This is a genomic window from Paenibacillus sp. EKM10P, assembly GCF_011800655.1.
Lineage (GTDB): Bacteria > Bacillota > Bacilli > Paenibacillales > Paenibacillaceae > Paenibacillus > Paenibacillus polymyxa.
Map to the genome: position 1 here is coordinate 112890 of NZ_JAALET010000012.1, position 13629 is coordinate 126518.

14 protein-coding genes and 1 pseudogene are annotated in these 13629 nt (G+C 49.2%); 3 read left to right on the plus strand and 12 right to left on the minus strand.

Going from position 1 to position 13629, the window contains the following annotated elements; genetic code table 11:
- Positions 1 to 26: 26 nt before the first annotated feature.
- From HFE01_RS21745 to HFE01_RS21755, 3 genes are all read right to left on the minus strand, one after another.
- Positions 27 to 659 carry an XTP/dITP diphosphatase gene (locus tag HFE01_RS21745; RefSeq protein WP_102998249.1) on the minus strand — a complete coding sequence of 211 codons (633 nt, stop codon included), beginning with the start codon at positions 657 to 659 and terminating at the stop codon, positions 27 to 29.
- Positions 659 to 1420 carry a ribonuclease PH gene (rph, locus tag HFE01_RS21750; RefSeq protein ID WP_013372747.1) on the minus strand — a complete coding sequence of 254 codons (762 nt, stop codon included), beginning with the start codon at positions 1418 to 1420 and terminating at the stop codon, positions 659 to 661. Before rph ends, HFE01_RS21745 begins: the two co-directional genes overlap by 1 nt.
- A 93-nt stretch (positions 1421 to 1513) precedes the next feature.
- The gene (locus tag HFE01_RS21755; RefSeq protein WP_102998248.1) at positions 1514 to 2572 is read right to left on the minus strand and encodes a GerMN domain-containing protein; all 1059 of its coding nucleotides are present in this window, start codon (positions 2570 to 2572) and stop codon (positions 1514 to 1516) included.
- 153 nt (positions 2573 to 2725) lie between these two features.
- Between HFE01_RS21755 and HFE01_RS21760 the strand changes: the two genes are divergently transcribed.
- Together HFE01_RS21760 and HFE01_RS21765 are read left to right on the plus strand one after the other, a co-directional pair.
- Positions 2726 to 3283, plus strand: coding sequence for a phosphatidylglycerophosphatase A family protein (locus HFE01_RS21760; RefSeq protein WP_016818531.1), 558 nt, complete (start codon positions 2726 to 2728; stop codon positions 3281 to 3283).
- A gap of 70 nt (positions 3284 to 3353) precedes the next feature.
- Entirely contained in the window at positions 3354 to 3791 is a 438-nt protein-coding gene (locus tag HFE01_RS21765; protein ID WP_031462109.1) for a GNAT family N-acetyltransferase, read from the plus strand.
- Between the two features lie 150 nt (positions 3792 to 3941).
- On the opposite strand, the gene HFE01_RS21770 is transcribed toward HFE01_RS21765, so the two are convergent.
- The 5 genes from HFE01_RS21770 to HFE01_RS21790 all read right to left on the minus strand — a co-directional run bounded on the left by HFE01_RS21770 (position 3942) and on the right by HFE01_RS21790 (position 8182).
- A complete protein-coding gene (locus tag HFE01_RS21770; RefSeq protein ID WP_025365685.1) occupies positions 3942 to 4727 on the minus strand; it encodes an SDR family NAD(P)-dependent oxidoreductase in 786 nt (261 codons plus the stop codon).
- A gap of 104 nt (positions 4728 to 4831) precedes the next feature.
- Complete coding sequence (locus HFE01_RS21775) at positions 4832 to 5470, minus strand: TetR/AcrR family transcriptional regulator (protein ID WP_102998246.1); 639 nt, start codon at positions 5468 to 5470, stop codon at positions 4832 to 4834.
- 166 nt (positions 5471 to 5636) lie between these two features.
- Positions 5637 to 6272, minus strand: a complete 636-nt coding sequence (locus tag HFE01_RS21780; protein WP_090890324.1) for an NAD(P)-dependent oxidoreductase — start codon at positions 6270 to 6272, stop codon at positions 5637 to 5639.
- Positions 6273 to 6362: 90 nt separating this feature from the next.
- Positions 6363 to 7373 carry an MBL fold metallo-hydrolase gene (locus HFE01_RS21785; protein WP_102998244.1) on the minus strand — a complete coding sequence of 337 codons (1011 nt, stop codon included), beginning with the start codon at positions 7371 to 7373 and terminating at the stop codon, positions 6363 to 6365.
- Between the two features lie 23 nt (positions 7374 to 7396).
- Positions 7397 to 8182 carry a class I SAM-dependent methyltransferase gene (locus HFE01_RS21790; protein WP_019688453.1) on the minus strand — a complete coding sequence of 262 codons (786 nt, stop codon included), beginning with the start codon at positions 8180 to 8182 and terminating at the stop codon, positions 7397 to 7399.
- 263 nt (positions 8183 to 8445) lie between these two features.
- On the opposite strand from HFE01_RS21790, the pseudogene HFE01_RS21795 reads away from it, so the two are divergent.
- A pseudogene (locus tag HFE01_RS21795) lies at positions 8446 to 9324 on the plus strand (DUF72 domain-containing protein).
- On the opposite strand, the gene HFE01_RS21800 reads toward HFE01_RS21795, so the two are convergent.
- From HFE01_RS21800 to HFE01_RS21815, 4 genes are read right to left on the minus strand one after another with little or no spacing between them, the layout of a single operon-like run.
- Positions 9316 to 10431 carry a glycosyltransferase family 2 protein gene (locus HFE01_RS21800; RefSeq protein ID WP_164965639.1) on the minus strand — a complete coding sequence of 372 codons (1116 nt, stop codon included), beginning with the start codon at positions 10429 to 10431 and terminating at the stop codon, positions 9316 to 9318. The pseudogene HFE01_RS21795 and the gene HFE01_RS21800 overlap by 9 nt on opposite strands.
- On the minus strand, positions 10428 to 11303 hold the full coding sequence (locus HFE01_RS21805; RefSeq protein ID WP_164965638.1) for a class I SAM-dependent methyltransferase: 876 nt from the start codon (positions 11301 to 11303) through the stop codon (positions 10428 to 10430). The genes HFE01_RS21800 and HFE01_RS21805 overlap by 4 nt, the downstream gene beginning before the upstream one ends.
- Positions 11296 to 12645: a nucleotide sugar dehydrogenase gene (locus HFE01_RS21810; protein WP_164965637.1), complete on the minus strand. Its 1350-nt coding sequence runs from the start codon at positions 12643 to 12645 to the stop codon at positions 11296 to 11298. The genes HFE01_RS21805 and HFE01_RS21810 overlap by 8 nt, the downstream gene beginning before the upstream one ends.
- 2 nt (positions 12646 to 12647) lie before the next feature.
- A complete protein-coding gene (locus HFE01_RS21815; protein ID WP_017427368.1) occupies positions 12648 to 13628 on the minus strand; it encodes a polysaccharide biosynthesis protein in 981 nt (326 codons plus the stop codon).
- Position 13629 lies beyond the last annotated feature (1 nt).

A 13629-nucleotide genomic window follows, 5' to 3' on the forward strand; every position in this document is an offset into this window, starting at 1 on the left:
GGTATATTATTCACCCTGCTGCCAAACTATTCCTGCGGATTCCCCAGCTTTGTTGCCAAATTACGCAGGGCTATGCCTCGGTGACTGATAGCCTGCTTTTGTTCCAACGTCAGCTCCGCCATTGTCTTTTCAAACTCTGGCAAATAGAACAGCGGATCATACCCAAACCCACCGCTGCCTGCGGTTTCAGTCGTAATCCAGCCTTCCACGGAGCCCGTCGATTCCAACGTCTCCCCAGTCTGTGGATTATACAGAATCAAGGTACAGACGAATTGAGCCGGGCTTAGCAAAGGCTGTCCGGTATCATCACCAAGCTGCTTTGATTCCAGAACATCAAGCAGCTTGATATTGTTTTCGTGATCGCTGGCGCCTTCTCCCGCATAACGGGCCGAATATACGCCTGGCGCACCGTCCAGCAAATCCACGCACAGGCCGGAATCATCGGCCAGCACAGGCAATCCGAGCACATCTCCCACCGCTTTGGCTTTTTTCAGCGCATTTTCGGCAAAGGTTGTGCCATCCTCAACGACATCAGGAATGTCTGGATAATCGTACATACTTCTGACTTCCTTGCCAAACGGCGCAAAAGCATGTGCAAATTCCCGCACTTTCCCTTTATTCTTCGTAGCGACAATGACAACCGGACCATCCAGTCGCATTAGGCCCCAGCTCCTGTACGTCCAGCACCGATCTTATCGGCAATCGGTCCGAGTACTTCTTTTTGGCGCTCGATCATTTGCAAAATCCCTTGTTCACCCAAGCTAAGCAGCTGATCCAATTCCTGACGGTCGAATGGGCTTTCTTCCCCCGTACCTTGCAGCTCGACGTATTTTCCACTGCCAGTCATGACGAGATTCATGTCCACCTTAGCCTTGGAATCCTCTTCATAATTCAGATCCAGCAGCGCCTTGTCACCAACAACCCCTACGCTGACGGAAGCCAGAAAATCCGTAATAGGGAAAACAGGCAACTTGTGCTGGATTGCAATTTTATTTACTGCAATCGCCAACGCTACGAAAGAACCGGTAATGGAGGTTGTACGTGTCCCACCGTCCGCCTGAATGACGTCACAGTCCAACGTAATCGTCCGTTCACCAAGCGCCTGCAAATTGACAACCGAACGCAACGCTCTTCCGATCAGACGCTGAATTTCCATAGTACGGCCTGTCAGCTTGCCGCGCGCAGCTTCACGCTGATTGCGGCTATGTGTCGCCCGCGGAAGCATGGAATATTCGGCGGTCACCCAGCCTTTTCCCTGGCCCTTCATAAAGGGAGGAACGCGCTCTTCCACTGTAGCCGTACAGATGACTTTCGTCTCGCCAACCTCTATAAAAACAGAGCCCTCCGCGTATTTATTTACTCCTGCTGTCAATTTCATCGGGCGCAGCTCATCACCGTTTCGTCCGTTAGATCTACTCATGCTTTTTCCTCCTACGTCGTATGCAACCTGTTCTTATATGTTTATTTTACCAAAGTGTGCAGGCAAAAGCACCCCAATGACGATTCCCTGTCCTTAAAGAGGAATTTCGTTAATATGCTGCGGCTTGGCTACAGGCTCTCCATAATTTTGATTATTTTGTCCAATCACGCTTTTCTCACCATTCAGTTCAATGCGAATCTTCGTTTTGACCGCATCATCCGAATTGTCCACTGCTGTCAGTACGACCGATTCTAAAAATTCAGCAGGTACGGCCTCCCCTTTGGCAAACATATCATCCGAGAGTGATACCGTAATGACGTTATCTTTGGAGCGTTCTACCGATTTCAGCGCCGTCTCCCCTGTCATCACTTCCTGCAATCCATCCTTGGTCTGTGGACCTTGAATTAATTGATGCAGAGCGGACTGGACACGATCTTTTTCCGGACTGACCAGTCGTGTTACAGGTACATAATATTGTACTCCAGCAGGCGAAGATGAAGAGAAATATACGGTGACTGGACTGGAATCCAGGGGGGTCACGCCATGACCGACCTCCAAATTAATCCCTACTGCGCGCGTGAGCGGATGGTCCAGTGGTGTGCCGCCAACAGGCATTTCGTTCAGCTTTTTACCATCCACCCAAATCTGCACGCTTTTAATATCGGGACGGTCGGTCAAGGTCCAAGTCAAGCTTTCCATTAATTTGCGTTCTTCCTGTGGCTTATAGTTGGCGAAAGATTTGTTAAATTCGACAACAGCTAGCTTGTTATCCTTGTCCACTGTCACACTTTTCACTTCTGTACCCTGAGGCAGTACACCTTTAAATCCTTCTGGTAATAAGCCGGCATAAGGCCCGCCCTCAACCAGTGTTTCCAGCGCCGACTTGGCATCTGCCTGTACATCGCCTGAAGCAATCGGTAAAGATACAGGGGCCAGCAAGCCGTTATGATCTTGCAAAAAAACAGCCCTCAACTGCCCGGTAGTGGCAGGTGCTTTTCCGGTTACAGCCTTAATCATGGACTGCTCTGTCGTGGACGGCGGAGGGTCAATGGACGCGGCTTCGTTGCCGAAAAGGCTGCATCCGGACAACAACAGGGGCAGGGATAGCAGCCCGGCTACAGAGGTCATACGCCATGGGTGTTTTATGTTCATAAATGAAGTTCCTCCCTAACAATTTTGTACAGATTGTACTAATATGTATACGAGCCCCGCGTAAAAAATAACTACTTTTTTAGCAGACTGGACACACTGGTCATAATTGCAGTAGAAAATTAGGATCTACACGAGGAGGGTAACTTCAACTTTATGGACAAGAAAAAAGTACCTTACAGCCTGAATAGTAAAAAGGTAGCCGATGCCACCCGTGAGTGGCTGCACAAGCGTGGTGTAAGTATGACTGAAATCGCAGAACTGGTTATGCTTCTACAGAAAAAATATTACCCGAACCTAACGATGGAAGAATGTATGGACAATGTGGACAAGGTGTTAATGAAGCGCGAGGTTCAAAATGCCGTGCTTACGGGCATCCAGCTAGATATTCTCGCGGAACAGGGGGCTCTTCTTCCCCCATTGCAGGATATGATTGAGAATGATGAGGGATTATACGGAGTGGATGAAATTCTAGCCTTTTCCATCGTCAATGTGTACGGCAGTATTGGATTTACCAATTACGGTTATGTCGATAAGCTCAAACCGGGTGTGCTGGAACGCCTGAACGATAAAAGCCTTGGGCCGATTCATACGTTTCTGGACGACATTGTGGGTGCGATTGCAGCCTCGGCCAGCAGTCGTATCGCCCATCGCAAGCAGGCAGAGCGCGAGCAGGAGCTTGGAGAAGAAAGCGCACCGAATACAACACGGTAACAATGACATGCCAGTTGCAAACAATGCGTTGGATTACAATAGATATATACAGGGTAAGGGAGAACTAGACATGGCAGACGTAATTGCAGGATATACATTCCGTACGATGCAGGCTGATGATTACGATCAGGCCATTGAGCTGTGGAATGGCTTAGACGGATTGGGATTAAGTGAGGCCGATTCACCGGAGCGGATTGCACGCTTTTTGCAGCGGAATGAAGGACTTAGCTTTGTCTGTGAGTACGCTGGAAACATCATAGGCACGATTTTAGCAGGCCATGATAGTCGCAGAGGGTTTCTGTATCATCTGGGTGTAGCCACAGAACATCGTGGTCATGGGATTGCGCCCAGACTGGTGGATAAAGCGTTATCTGCTTTGCTTAAAGAAGGTATTGATAAATGCCATCTGTTTGTGATGGAGCATAACATAGGAGGTCAACGCTTCTGGTCAGCTAACGGCTGGGAGAAGCGAGATGGGATTTTATTATATTCGCGAGATCTGGGATAGCATCTGAACGCTTGATCTATGTAAATTAGGAACGCCGGGGCTGCTGATTCTATTGAATTAGAAGCAATCAGACCCGGCATATAAGAAATCTCAGCTTATTGAGCGGTAATCCTGATTAAAGTATAGGCTATCTTGATTCTTAAATTGCAATCAATTTTGAGGTCGTAGTGTACGTTCCACAATGTTAAGTGTGGATTGACGAGAGAAAAATCGGGATACTTGGGCTACCCAATAGTTTTGTCGACCCGATATCATATGACTGCGCCCTTTTTCAAATGCTTTCAAGGCATTATTGACGACAGTCTGGGGTGTTTCTCTGGAACCTACAGAGGCTTCACTGGAGCCTACCACATCAAAAAATGAGGTTTCGGTTGCACCTGGACAGAGGGCGAGCACTTTGAGTCCTCGTTTTCGATTTTCGGCCCACAGCGCCTCGCTAAACGAAAGTACGAATGCTTTGGTTGCTCCATATACGGCCATATAGGGATCAGGCTGAAATGCAGCGGTGGATGAAACATTGATGAGTCCCCCATCCCGGTTACGCAACAAATCAGGCATAAATGCATGTGTGATATCGACTAAAGCAGCCACATTGAGCATCACTTCCTCATGCTGTCTTTCTCCTGAAACCTGCTCAAAGTACCCGTAGGTGGCAAAACCGGCGTTGTTAATCAGAAGATCTACCTTGAGTTGTTGATTTTGAACCTCCTGATGCAATGTTTGGGGAGCTCCCGATGAGGATAGATCGAGCGCAATCACCGTAGCTTTTACGTTATATTTAGCGGAGAGTTCTTTCGCCAGTGCTTTTAGTTTTTTTTCATTGCGCGCTACCAAAATGAGATTACATTGCTTAGCCGCGAGCGAATAGGCAAATGCCTCACCAATCCCGGATGAAGCCCCTGTGATGAGTGCTGTTTTGTTTGCATACCTAAACATGATGATGACCTCCATAGTATCGTCGTTTTATTTAAGAAACACTGTTACCACTACTCTATAATGAACTGAAGCCATCACGATGACGACCTCAGTACACTTCATATTTACGCTGGAGATGAAGAGGGTTTACATCCATCGAGCGTATTCTTCAGTGTAAATGCATACACCTCTTGGGCCATGTCCACAGTCAAAAAATGACCTGCAAATTGTAGATGTATCACCCCGTGTAAAGCTGACCACAGCATTCGGACAACCAGCAGTGGGTCCTGTTCTTTCAGTGCTCCCTGCTCCATAGCATGTATGACGGTTTGTAAGATTCGCGATAATGCCGTTGTGGTACCCTCCAAGCTCTGTTCATCCGGCTTAAAATCAGATAATGCCCCGCCAAACATCATTTTGTAATAGGCTGAATGAAGCCGCGCAAATTCCCAATATGCCCAGCATAAAGCTTCCAGATCAGCGAGTACGTTTTTCGTAACAGGTACTTGTTCAAAGGTTTCAGCCAATAGCCGGCATCCATCCAGATACATTTCATTGGCAAGACCGTCCTTACTGCCAAAAATACTGTAAATGATCTTGGTGGAACAGCTTAATTTCTGTGCAACTCGCCGTACAGTCACAGCCTCAGGCCCTTCTTCTACAAGAAGGATGCATGCGGCATCAATCACATTTTTACGGAGCAATTGCTGCTGCTGTAGCTTCACCTCAGAATAGGTTTTATAAGGTTGCGATGACTCAGACATCGTTCAATGCACTTCCTTTGCTCATCTCAGAAACACTGTTTCCTTATAGAATCATAGTATTCCATCCCTAAATGTTTGTCAAATAAAAAAGAGCGCAACATAAGTAGATACACTTACTGCGCTCTGGTTGGATGTTAAAAATGAAGCTATGTTTTGCGTTCCACGATCAATAGGCAATGCCCACCCTTGTGCGGATAAAATCGCAACTTGTCCATTGACGATAGGTAAAATCAGCTGTATCCGCAGTGGAAATTTGTGAGCCGTCTTCAGGCAGAAAATCTTTTTCCACGCGATATACACCTGTACGTCCGCCATCTGGCAAATAGGTTGGACATACGACTGTCCAATCTAGTGCCGATTCACGCAGCAATTCGTACACTCGCCGATGCTCCTCGGCCGCGCGGGTGCTGCGTCGCCGGGTATCGGAGGACTCGTACCGATACAGGCTCGGTTCGGTCCGGCTTTGCAAAATCCCTGCCGTTCCTACCGTTATGAGCCGGTGAATGGACTGCTCCTGCATCAGCCGGATCAGCAGACCTGCACTAACGGATAAGGTGGTGGTTCCATCTGTATTCAGCGCACTGATCACAACTGTTGGCCCGCCTTTCAGCGCTTGTGCTACGTCCTCCGCGTTGGTGGCATTACCTTGTACAATTTGCAGCTGTGTCCCGTATTGGGATGCGAAATTCTCCAACTTGTCCGGTGAACGAACTAGGACGGTTACGGTATGACCATCCGCTAACGCATATTCTAATATAAAACGGCCCACACGTCCGGTAGCTCCCAGCAGCACCAAATTCATAAAAGCCTCTTCCCCGGCATGCATGCCGTTCATGTTGTTCTGTCATGTTGCATTGTCATATCACTGTACTCGCTCGTTAACTCCACGCCATTATTGATAGCAAAGAGGATAAAAGCGAGTGATAGGACTCTCCTCACTCATAGAGGCTCGTTCACGGCGCACCAGCTCCACCAGGTGGGCCAGCGTCTCAGACATGGCAAACCTTAGCTGGTGAATCCCCAGCTTGTCGCCAAACACGGCAATGCACAGCTCATAAGCTGTGCTGCCTTCCGGTTGGACGAGCTGCAAGAATTTGTCCAGCCGTTCTTCATGATGCGCCAGCAATGCTTGCGTCCGTTCGCGAAAATATCCAAACGGATTGCGATGCCCGGGATATGCCCATGCCACCTCTAGCTCACCTAGGCACTGCAAGCCATCTATATAAGACTTCAGCGGCTGGGCGTCACTGCCCGGCAGCAGGCTGATATTAGGGGAAATCTGCGGCAGCACTGCGTCACCGCACAGAATAACGCCGCTATTCGGCTCATATAAGGACACGTGTCCAGGCGCATGCCCTCCAGTCTCTACGGGCATCCAGCTGCGTCCGTCTAATTCCAGACGAGCGTCTATTCCGGTAGGAATGAAGGTAATCTCAGGCTGCGGATTCACTTGCAAATAAGCCTGCCGCATATGTAATTCCAAGGCTGATACCTGTTCCAAAGGAAAGCCATGCTGGACAAAAAAGCTGGGCAGCATCTTCTCCATAGCGGTCGTCAATTCTGGAGCGTCCCACATCATCATCGCTTCCTGATGGCTGCGAGCTGACATATGTACGCGAGCCTGACCTTGCTGCTGCATCCACCCCGCCAGTCCATAATGATCGGGGTGATGATGAGTCACCACAATGTCTGAAATATCCTCAAAGGACATTCCCAGCTGTTGGAACACATATGCCCATTCCGCCTCTGTATCCAGATTGCGCGGACCTGGGTCTACAATTGTAAAACCGTGCTGTCCCTTGAGCACATAGCTATTCACCCAGCGCAACGGAAAGGACATGGATATTTTGACCTGAATGCCTCCATCTATTCGCTCACACGGCGTAAGCTCTGGCAATTTCATGGCTTCCCCTCCGGCCTTCTGTTTCAAGCCCGCACACCGACAAAAATCATTCGGGGCGAAGCATCTTCTATATATTGATCTTCATCATAACTTCCGTGCACCTGCTCTACGGATAGCCCGGCTTGTTCTAGCAATCCACGGAACTTTTCATACGGATATAGCTTTACTCGCTCATAGTACACACGCGCAGGTTGTGCGTCAGCACGAGTGGCATCCAGCTCAGAGGCTGCTTCTGTGGTCGTCACAGATGCGGCTGACCGGATGGCAATTTGCTTTTTCACAAATCCATCTTCAATGACCCGATGCTCCTCAATCCAATTTCCCTCATCCTCCCGGGACGAATGCGGTACCAAATGTGCAGCTACGTAGGAAGGGTTCAAATAATCTATAATAAAACGACCTCCCGGTTTCAACAGCCGATAAATTTCCTTTAATACCTTAAGCTGCTCCTCATCCTTCTCAAAATAACCAAAGGAGGTAAACAAATTGACCACCGCATCAAAGCTTTCATCCAGCGGCACCGCTCTCATATCCCCTTGATGCCAGCTTACCCGCCCTTCGGAATCCGCCGCATGCGCCTCTCTCAGCAGTACATTGGACAGGTCCACACCCGTCACCTTATACCCTGCATCGGCGAGCGCAAGCGAATGACGTCCCATCCCGCAGCATAAATCCAATACGCTGGAACCTTGCGGTAATTTGAGCCAGGAGATCATTTTTTGCACTTCCTGATAGGCTCCCTGAAAGTCGCGATGCTTGTATACCAATAAATAATCTTCCCCAAAGCTTTGCTCGTACCATTCTGCCATATCGTTTCTCCTCCATGAACTCATTTCGCTCTATTACATATTATATTAGCTTTTTCAAACTGGAAACTCAAAAACATTACGAATAAGCATTTTGCAAAAGCACCAAGCTTCCTGACATGAGAGCATGTTACAATAACCGTATTTGAGCTTAAATAATCATAGGAACTTCATACCCACTTCATGTGATTTATTCCATTTTATCATTAAAATGAATCATGGGAATGCCTTTAGAGAGGTTTCATGCAGGAAAGGAGCGGCAAAGTATGATTCAAATTGGACTGACGGGTTGGGGCGATCACGATGACTTGTATCCAACGGGCACTAAAGCTAACCAAAAACTAAGTGTCTATGGAAGCCATTTTCCCGTAGTAGAGATGGATAGTTCTTTTTATGCGGTACAACCTACGGATCGTATGGCACGCTGAGCGGCGGAAACTCCGGACTCCTTTTCATTTCTCGTCAAGGCCTATCAAGGCATGACCGGCCATACCCGCGGCAAACAGCCTTACTTCAAAACCATTGATGCGATGTATGAAGCGTTGCATGCATCCATACTGCCTCTTCGCGAAGCGGGCAAGCTCAAAGCTGTGCTGTTTCAGTACCCACCCTGGTTCGACTGTACACGTGAGAATGTCGCCATATTGCGAGACACGAAAAATAGGATGGGAGAGGTCCCATCCGTACTTGAATTCAGACATCAAAGCTGGTTCACACCAGAATTTCGGAAGCAAACGCTGGCATTTATGCGTGAAGAAGGCTGGATACATAGCGTATGCGACGAGCCGCAGGCAGGCCCCGGGTCAGTTCCCATTGTACCGCTGGCTACAGACAGCAACCTGACCATCGTACGTCTCCACGGACGGAACATATCAGGCTGGAATCAAAGCTCGGCACCTAATTGGCGGGAGGTTCGTTATCTGTATCGGTACAATGAACAAGAATTGACCGAATGGAAAGACAGATTGCTGGAACTGGAGCAGCAAAGCCGTGAGGTATGCGTTATATTCAACAACAACTCAGGTGGAGACGCCGCTGCCAACGCCAAGCAACTCATGACCATGCTGGGCATGGAGCCTAGACCTTTTCCACCTCGCAAGCCACCTGAAGTGGATCAAGGGCCGGAACAGCTTGAGCTATTTTGACGGCCGGGCTGTGAGTGAAAGTTTGGGCATAGCCTCTCTGAGCTTGCGTTCGTTATCCAGCAAATGCGGGTCATCTGGCAAATAACGTAAAGCGACTTGGTTGTGCTCATATGAAGCTTCCAGCTTACCTACATGGGCGTAGCAATGACTGAGTCGTACATGAGGTAACCAAGAGTAGCATGGCAGTGGGACAGGTCTCATACCAGGAAGGTGATGCTGTTGCTCCAATGCTCTTTCATACCAGTATGCGGCAGTACTCCATTCATTTCTTGTGAAAAACCAGTCCCCGATCATGCAGCACAAGTCTGCTTGCGGCACCCCGTATCGAAAAGAGCGTAACAGACGATCCAGCTGTTGCTCTGGCTTTCCGAGGTGGAGATAGCATTCAGCCGCTCGCGCACAAGCAGTAATGCGATCCTCCTGGTAGCCGCTCGGCTCCTCCAGCAGATGGTCGAAGTCCTCTGCGGCCTCGGCATATTCCTTACGGTCAAAGCATTCATTGGCGTGAAAATACAGCAGACGCCCTTCCAGCTTGCCGCTTTCGCTAATCCACCGGGCGAGAATACGCTGGTTACGGAGCGTATGGTCTTGCATTCGGCGATGTGTCACTGCCACATCCGCATGCACGATTTGCCCCTGAGGTATCACCAGATCCTCATGCAGACGCCCTTCCCAGCGGTATTGTCGCTCCCGCTTCACAAGGCGAATACGGCGTGAGCTGAACAACGGTTCACCCCGCTCACCCTCTGCCAAGTGAAGTGGCATCACCACCGCGTCGATATTTTCGGACAAACGCTGTTTTAAGGAACGAAGACGTTCACGATCGGGTTCCAGCAGCACATCATCCGCATCCAGCCACATGATATAGGAACACGTTGCCTTGTCAAACGATTCATTACGAGCGGCGGCAAAATCGTCCTTCCATTCAAACGTATATATCCGATCCGTATAGCGGGCTGCTATCGTCTTCGTCTCATCCGTTGATCCTGTGTCCACAATGATGATTTCATTCATCAGGTCTGCGACCGAATCCAGACACCGGGACAGTGTTAACGCCTCATTTTTTACGATCATGCACAAGCTGAGGGTCATTGGATGCTCATTCATGACTTCACGTCATCCCCTTTACCGTTGGCTGACTCTTCCGTTGTTTTTCCGGTAGACTTGCCATCAGTATATGCACCTCTCCTCTCAGCCTGCGTCTTGTCTATCTGTTCGACATGCGTAACCCTTTCCAACGGCAAAAGTTGTTCCTCCAGTTGTCGGATTCGCTGTACCGCCTTGTCGAGTGCAGCCTTTCGCTGATTCATTTTGCGAACATGCTGCTGCTCTACCCGTTGAAACTGCTCCTCATCCATTTTCACCCACTCATTCAGTTGCTCTGCCCCTGGCTTGGCCTCACGCAGCTCTTTCGGCTTCTTGCGACCTGCAAAGCACAAATATTTATGATGCACCTCCAGCGTTTGTTCTATAAAGTAAGGGTACAGCACACGAGAGAGGCTTCCGGCATAGTAAGTCCGTTTGTGATCGTGAAACGGATGATATCCATAAGGTACAGACAGGACGAGCATCCCCTTTTTATTCAACAGGCGGTAAGCATGAGCCAGCAGAGTGTCGGGATGCGCAAAATGTTCCAAAATCTCTCCTAAAATAATAGTGTCAAATCCGCCGGGAGGACGTTCAAATTGTGAAATGTCCTTTAACTGAAAGTGGACTCGTCCCCTGACGGGTGCAGATTCCTGTCGAAGCTCTTTTTTTGCATACGAAATGCTGCCCTCTTCCAAATCAATAGCCGTTACCTCAAAGCCTTCCCGCGCGAGCAAAATGGACGTTATCCCCTGACTGCACCCGACATCCAGCACGGTACGTCCCTGTACATGGCGGCAAATCCAATGAATTCGATTGCGGGTGGCTTCATGGGATTCCTCTGAATTGATCTGCCCGTAATAACGTTCGTTTACCTGATCACGGTTAGCCAATAGCGGCGCCCCCTCCGTCACCGGGTTGCCCCAAGATCACGACATGTCCACCAGTGCAGTGTGCAGTCGCATTACGTGTGTCGAAGACCAGCGGAGCATGGTCAACCAACTGTTGATAGTTCACCATAGAATGGTCTGTCGTGATGACTACGATATCTGCACTTTCCCACAGCTGGGCATTTGCCGTCCGCGATGGAATTTCTTCACCGTTCAGCTTAAAACCCGATACATACGGGTCGGTGAAGCTAACCGAAGCGCCCATTTTAGTTAGATGCTCGAACAAGACAAGCGCTGGGGATTCGCGAACATCATCAATGTCCTTTTTGTAGGCCACGCCTGCCAGAATAATATTGGCCTTGTTTATGGCTTTCCCTTCCTGAGCGAGCATGGATTCGATTCGCTCCGCGATATACAGCGGCATACGCCGATTCATGCGGTCTGCCAGATCTACGAATTCCAGCGGAAAACCGTGCTGTTCCGATTTCCACGACAGATATAGCGGATCAACCGGGATACAGTGTCCCCCAATGCCTGGTCCTGGATAGAAAGGCATGTAGCCGAACGGCTTGGTTGCCGCTGCATCCAGTACCTCCCATATATTGATGCCAATTTTCTCACACGCCGCTGTCAGCTCATTGACCATTCCAATGTTGACACTGCGAAACGTATTCTCAAACAGCTTGGCGGCTTCAGCCACAGTTGTCGAGCTAACCGGAACAATCTGATCCAAAAAGGATCCGTAAAAACCTGCTCCTGCTGCCAGACAATCTGGTGTGCAACCGCCGATCACCTTAGGGGTGTTGCGAATGTTAAAATGGACGCTGCCCGGATCGACACGTTCCGGTGAAAAGCACACATAAAAATCCTTACCCACTGTCCATCCCCTGCGCTGCTCTATCACGGGCCGAATCAGTTCTTCGGTCGTTCCCGGATAGGTGGTACTTTCCAGAATCAACAGCGTTTGTCTACGCAAATGAGGTATGGCCTGATCAATGGCTGTCTCAATATAGGACGTATCTGGTTGATGTTCGTCCGTTAGCGGCGTAGGCACACAAATCACGACGATATCCGCATGCTCCAGCACCTTGATATCCGTAACTGGATGCAATTGCTGCCCGATCAGACCTTTCAATGCATCATCGCCAATGTCTATGATGTACGACTTTCCTTGAAGTAGCTTGGCTACTTTGACGGGATCGGAATCCACGCCATATACATCATAACCGGCCTTTGCCATTTCCACTGCCATGGGCAGCCCTACATAACCGAGGCCGATCACTGCCACCTTTACAGTTCCTTTTGTGATTCTTTCCATAAGCTGCAAAATACCCACCTCTTTCATCGTTACTCCATACCTTGCAGTAACTCAGCAATTCCAGCGCGATCCATTAACTCATCGTCCGAGCGATATTGTTCGAAGTTCACCCGCTCCAATCCACCATATTGACTCAACAAACGCTTGTCTGCTTGCTGGGGAAGAATAACAAAATAACGATCATCATAGCGATACGTGTGCGGCACCTCATAGGGCGAAATCAGCACCTCATGTAGCTTTTCCCCACCACGTATACCAATTTCCTTCACTTTTAACTTAGGCTGCCCCGCCTGTTCTTTCATCACTTCTGCCAAATCCGCAATATTGCAACCCTTCATTTTCATGACTAGTGTCTCTCCACCAATCGCCGTAACAGAAGCCTTCAGCAGCAAGCCAATCGCCTCTCCGAGCGTGAGGAAGAAACGTGTCATGTCTGGGCTCGTCAGCGTTAAATCCTGACTTTCCGCGATCTGGCGTTTGAACAGGGGCACGACACTTCCACTCGTCCCTAGCACATTGCCGCCGCGAATACACACAAAGCGAGTACGCTCATTTAAGGCGTTGGCGCGGATCATCAATCTTTCGCCAATCGCCTTCGTCATCCCATATACATTCACCGGGTCTACCGCCTTGTCTGTAGAGACATCAATGACCTTGGCGACTCCCTGCTCTATGCTGGCCCGAATCACATTTTCCGTACCATGTACATTCGTCTTGAAAGCCTCTTCCGGCTGCTTCTCACACACAGGAACATGCTTTAGTGCCGCCAAATGGAACACATAATCTATCCCGCGACAAGCCTCCTGCAATGCCTGAAGGTCCCGAATATCTCCAATCATGAAATTCAGCCGGGGATCAGACTGGAATTGCCGCTGCATGGCAATCTGTGCAAATTCACCGCGTGAAAAAATACGAATTTCCGCTGGTCCCTCCTTCAGCAATTCAGCCGTCAGGCGTTGCCCCCAAGATCCCGTTCCTCCGGTCACCAGCAGTTTTTTTCCTTTGAACAAT

Coding starts and splice junctions, on each gene's coding strand:
- HFE01_RS21745 (WP_102998249.1), bottom strand. CDS start 659: ATGCGACTGGATGGTCCGGTTGTCATTGTCGCTACGAAGAATAAAGGG.
- rph (WP_013372747.1), bottom strand. CDS start 1,420: ATGAGTAGATCTAACGGACGAAACGGTGATGAGCTGCGCCCGATGAAA.
- HFE01_RS21755 (WP_102998248.1), bottom strand. CDS start 2,572: ATGAACATAAAACACCCATGGCGTATGACCTCTGTAGCCGGGCTGCTA.
- HFE01_RS21760 (WP_016818531.1), top strand. CDS start 2,726: ATGGACAAGAAAAAAGTACCTTACAGCCTGAATAGTAAAAAGGTAGCC.
- HFE01_RS21765 (WP_031462109.1), top strand. CDS start 3,354: ATGGCAGACGTAATTGCAGGATATACATTCCGTACGATGCAGGCTGAT.
- HFE01_RS21770 (WP_025365685.1), bottom strand. CDS start 4,727: ATGTTTAGGTATGCAAACAAAACAGCACTCATCACAGGGGCTTCATCC.
- HFE01_RS21775 (WP_102998246.1), bottom strand. CDS start 5,470: ATGTCTGAGTCATCGCAACCTTATAAAACCTATTCTGAGGTGAAGCTA.
- HFE01_RS21780 (WP_090890324.1), bottom strand. CDS start 6,272: ATGAATTTGGTGCTGCTGGGAGCTACCGGACGTGTGGGCCGTTTTATA.
- HFE01_RS21785 (WP_102998244.1), bottom strand. CDS start 7,373: ATGAAATTGCCAGAGCTTACGCCGTGTGAGCGAATAGATGGAGGCATT.
- HFE01_RS21790 (WP_019688453.1), bottom strand. CDS start 8,182: ATGGCAGAATGGTACGAGCAAAGCTTTGGGGAAGATTATTTATTGGTA.
- HFE01_RS21800 (WP_164965639.1), bottom strand. CDS start 10,431: ATGAATGAGCATCCAATGACCCTCAGCTTGTGCATGATCGTAAAAAAT.
- HFE01_RS21810 (WP_164965637.1), bottom strand. CDS start 12,645: ATGAAAGAGGTGGGTATTTTGCAGCTTATGGAAAGAATCACAAAAGGA.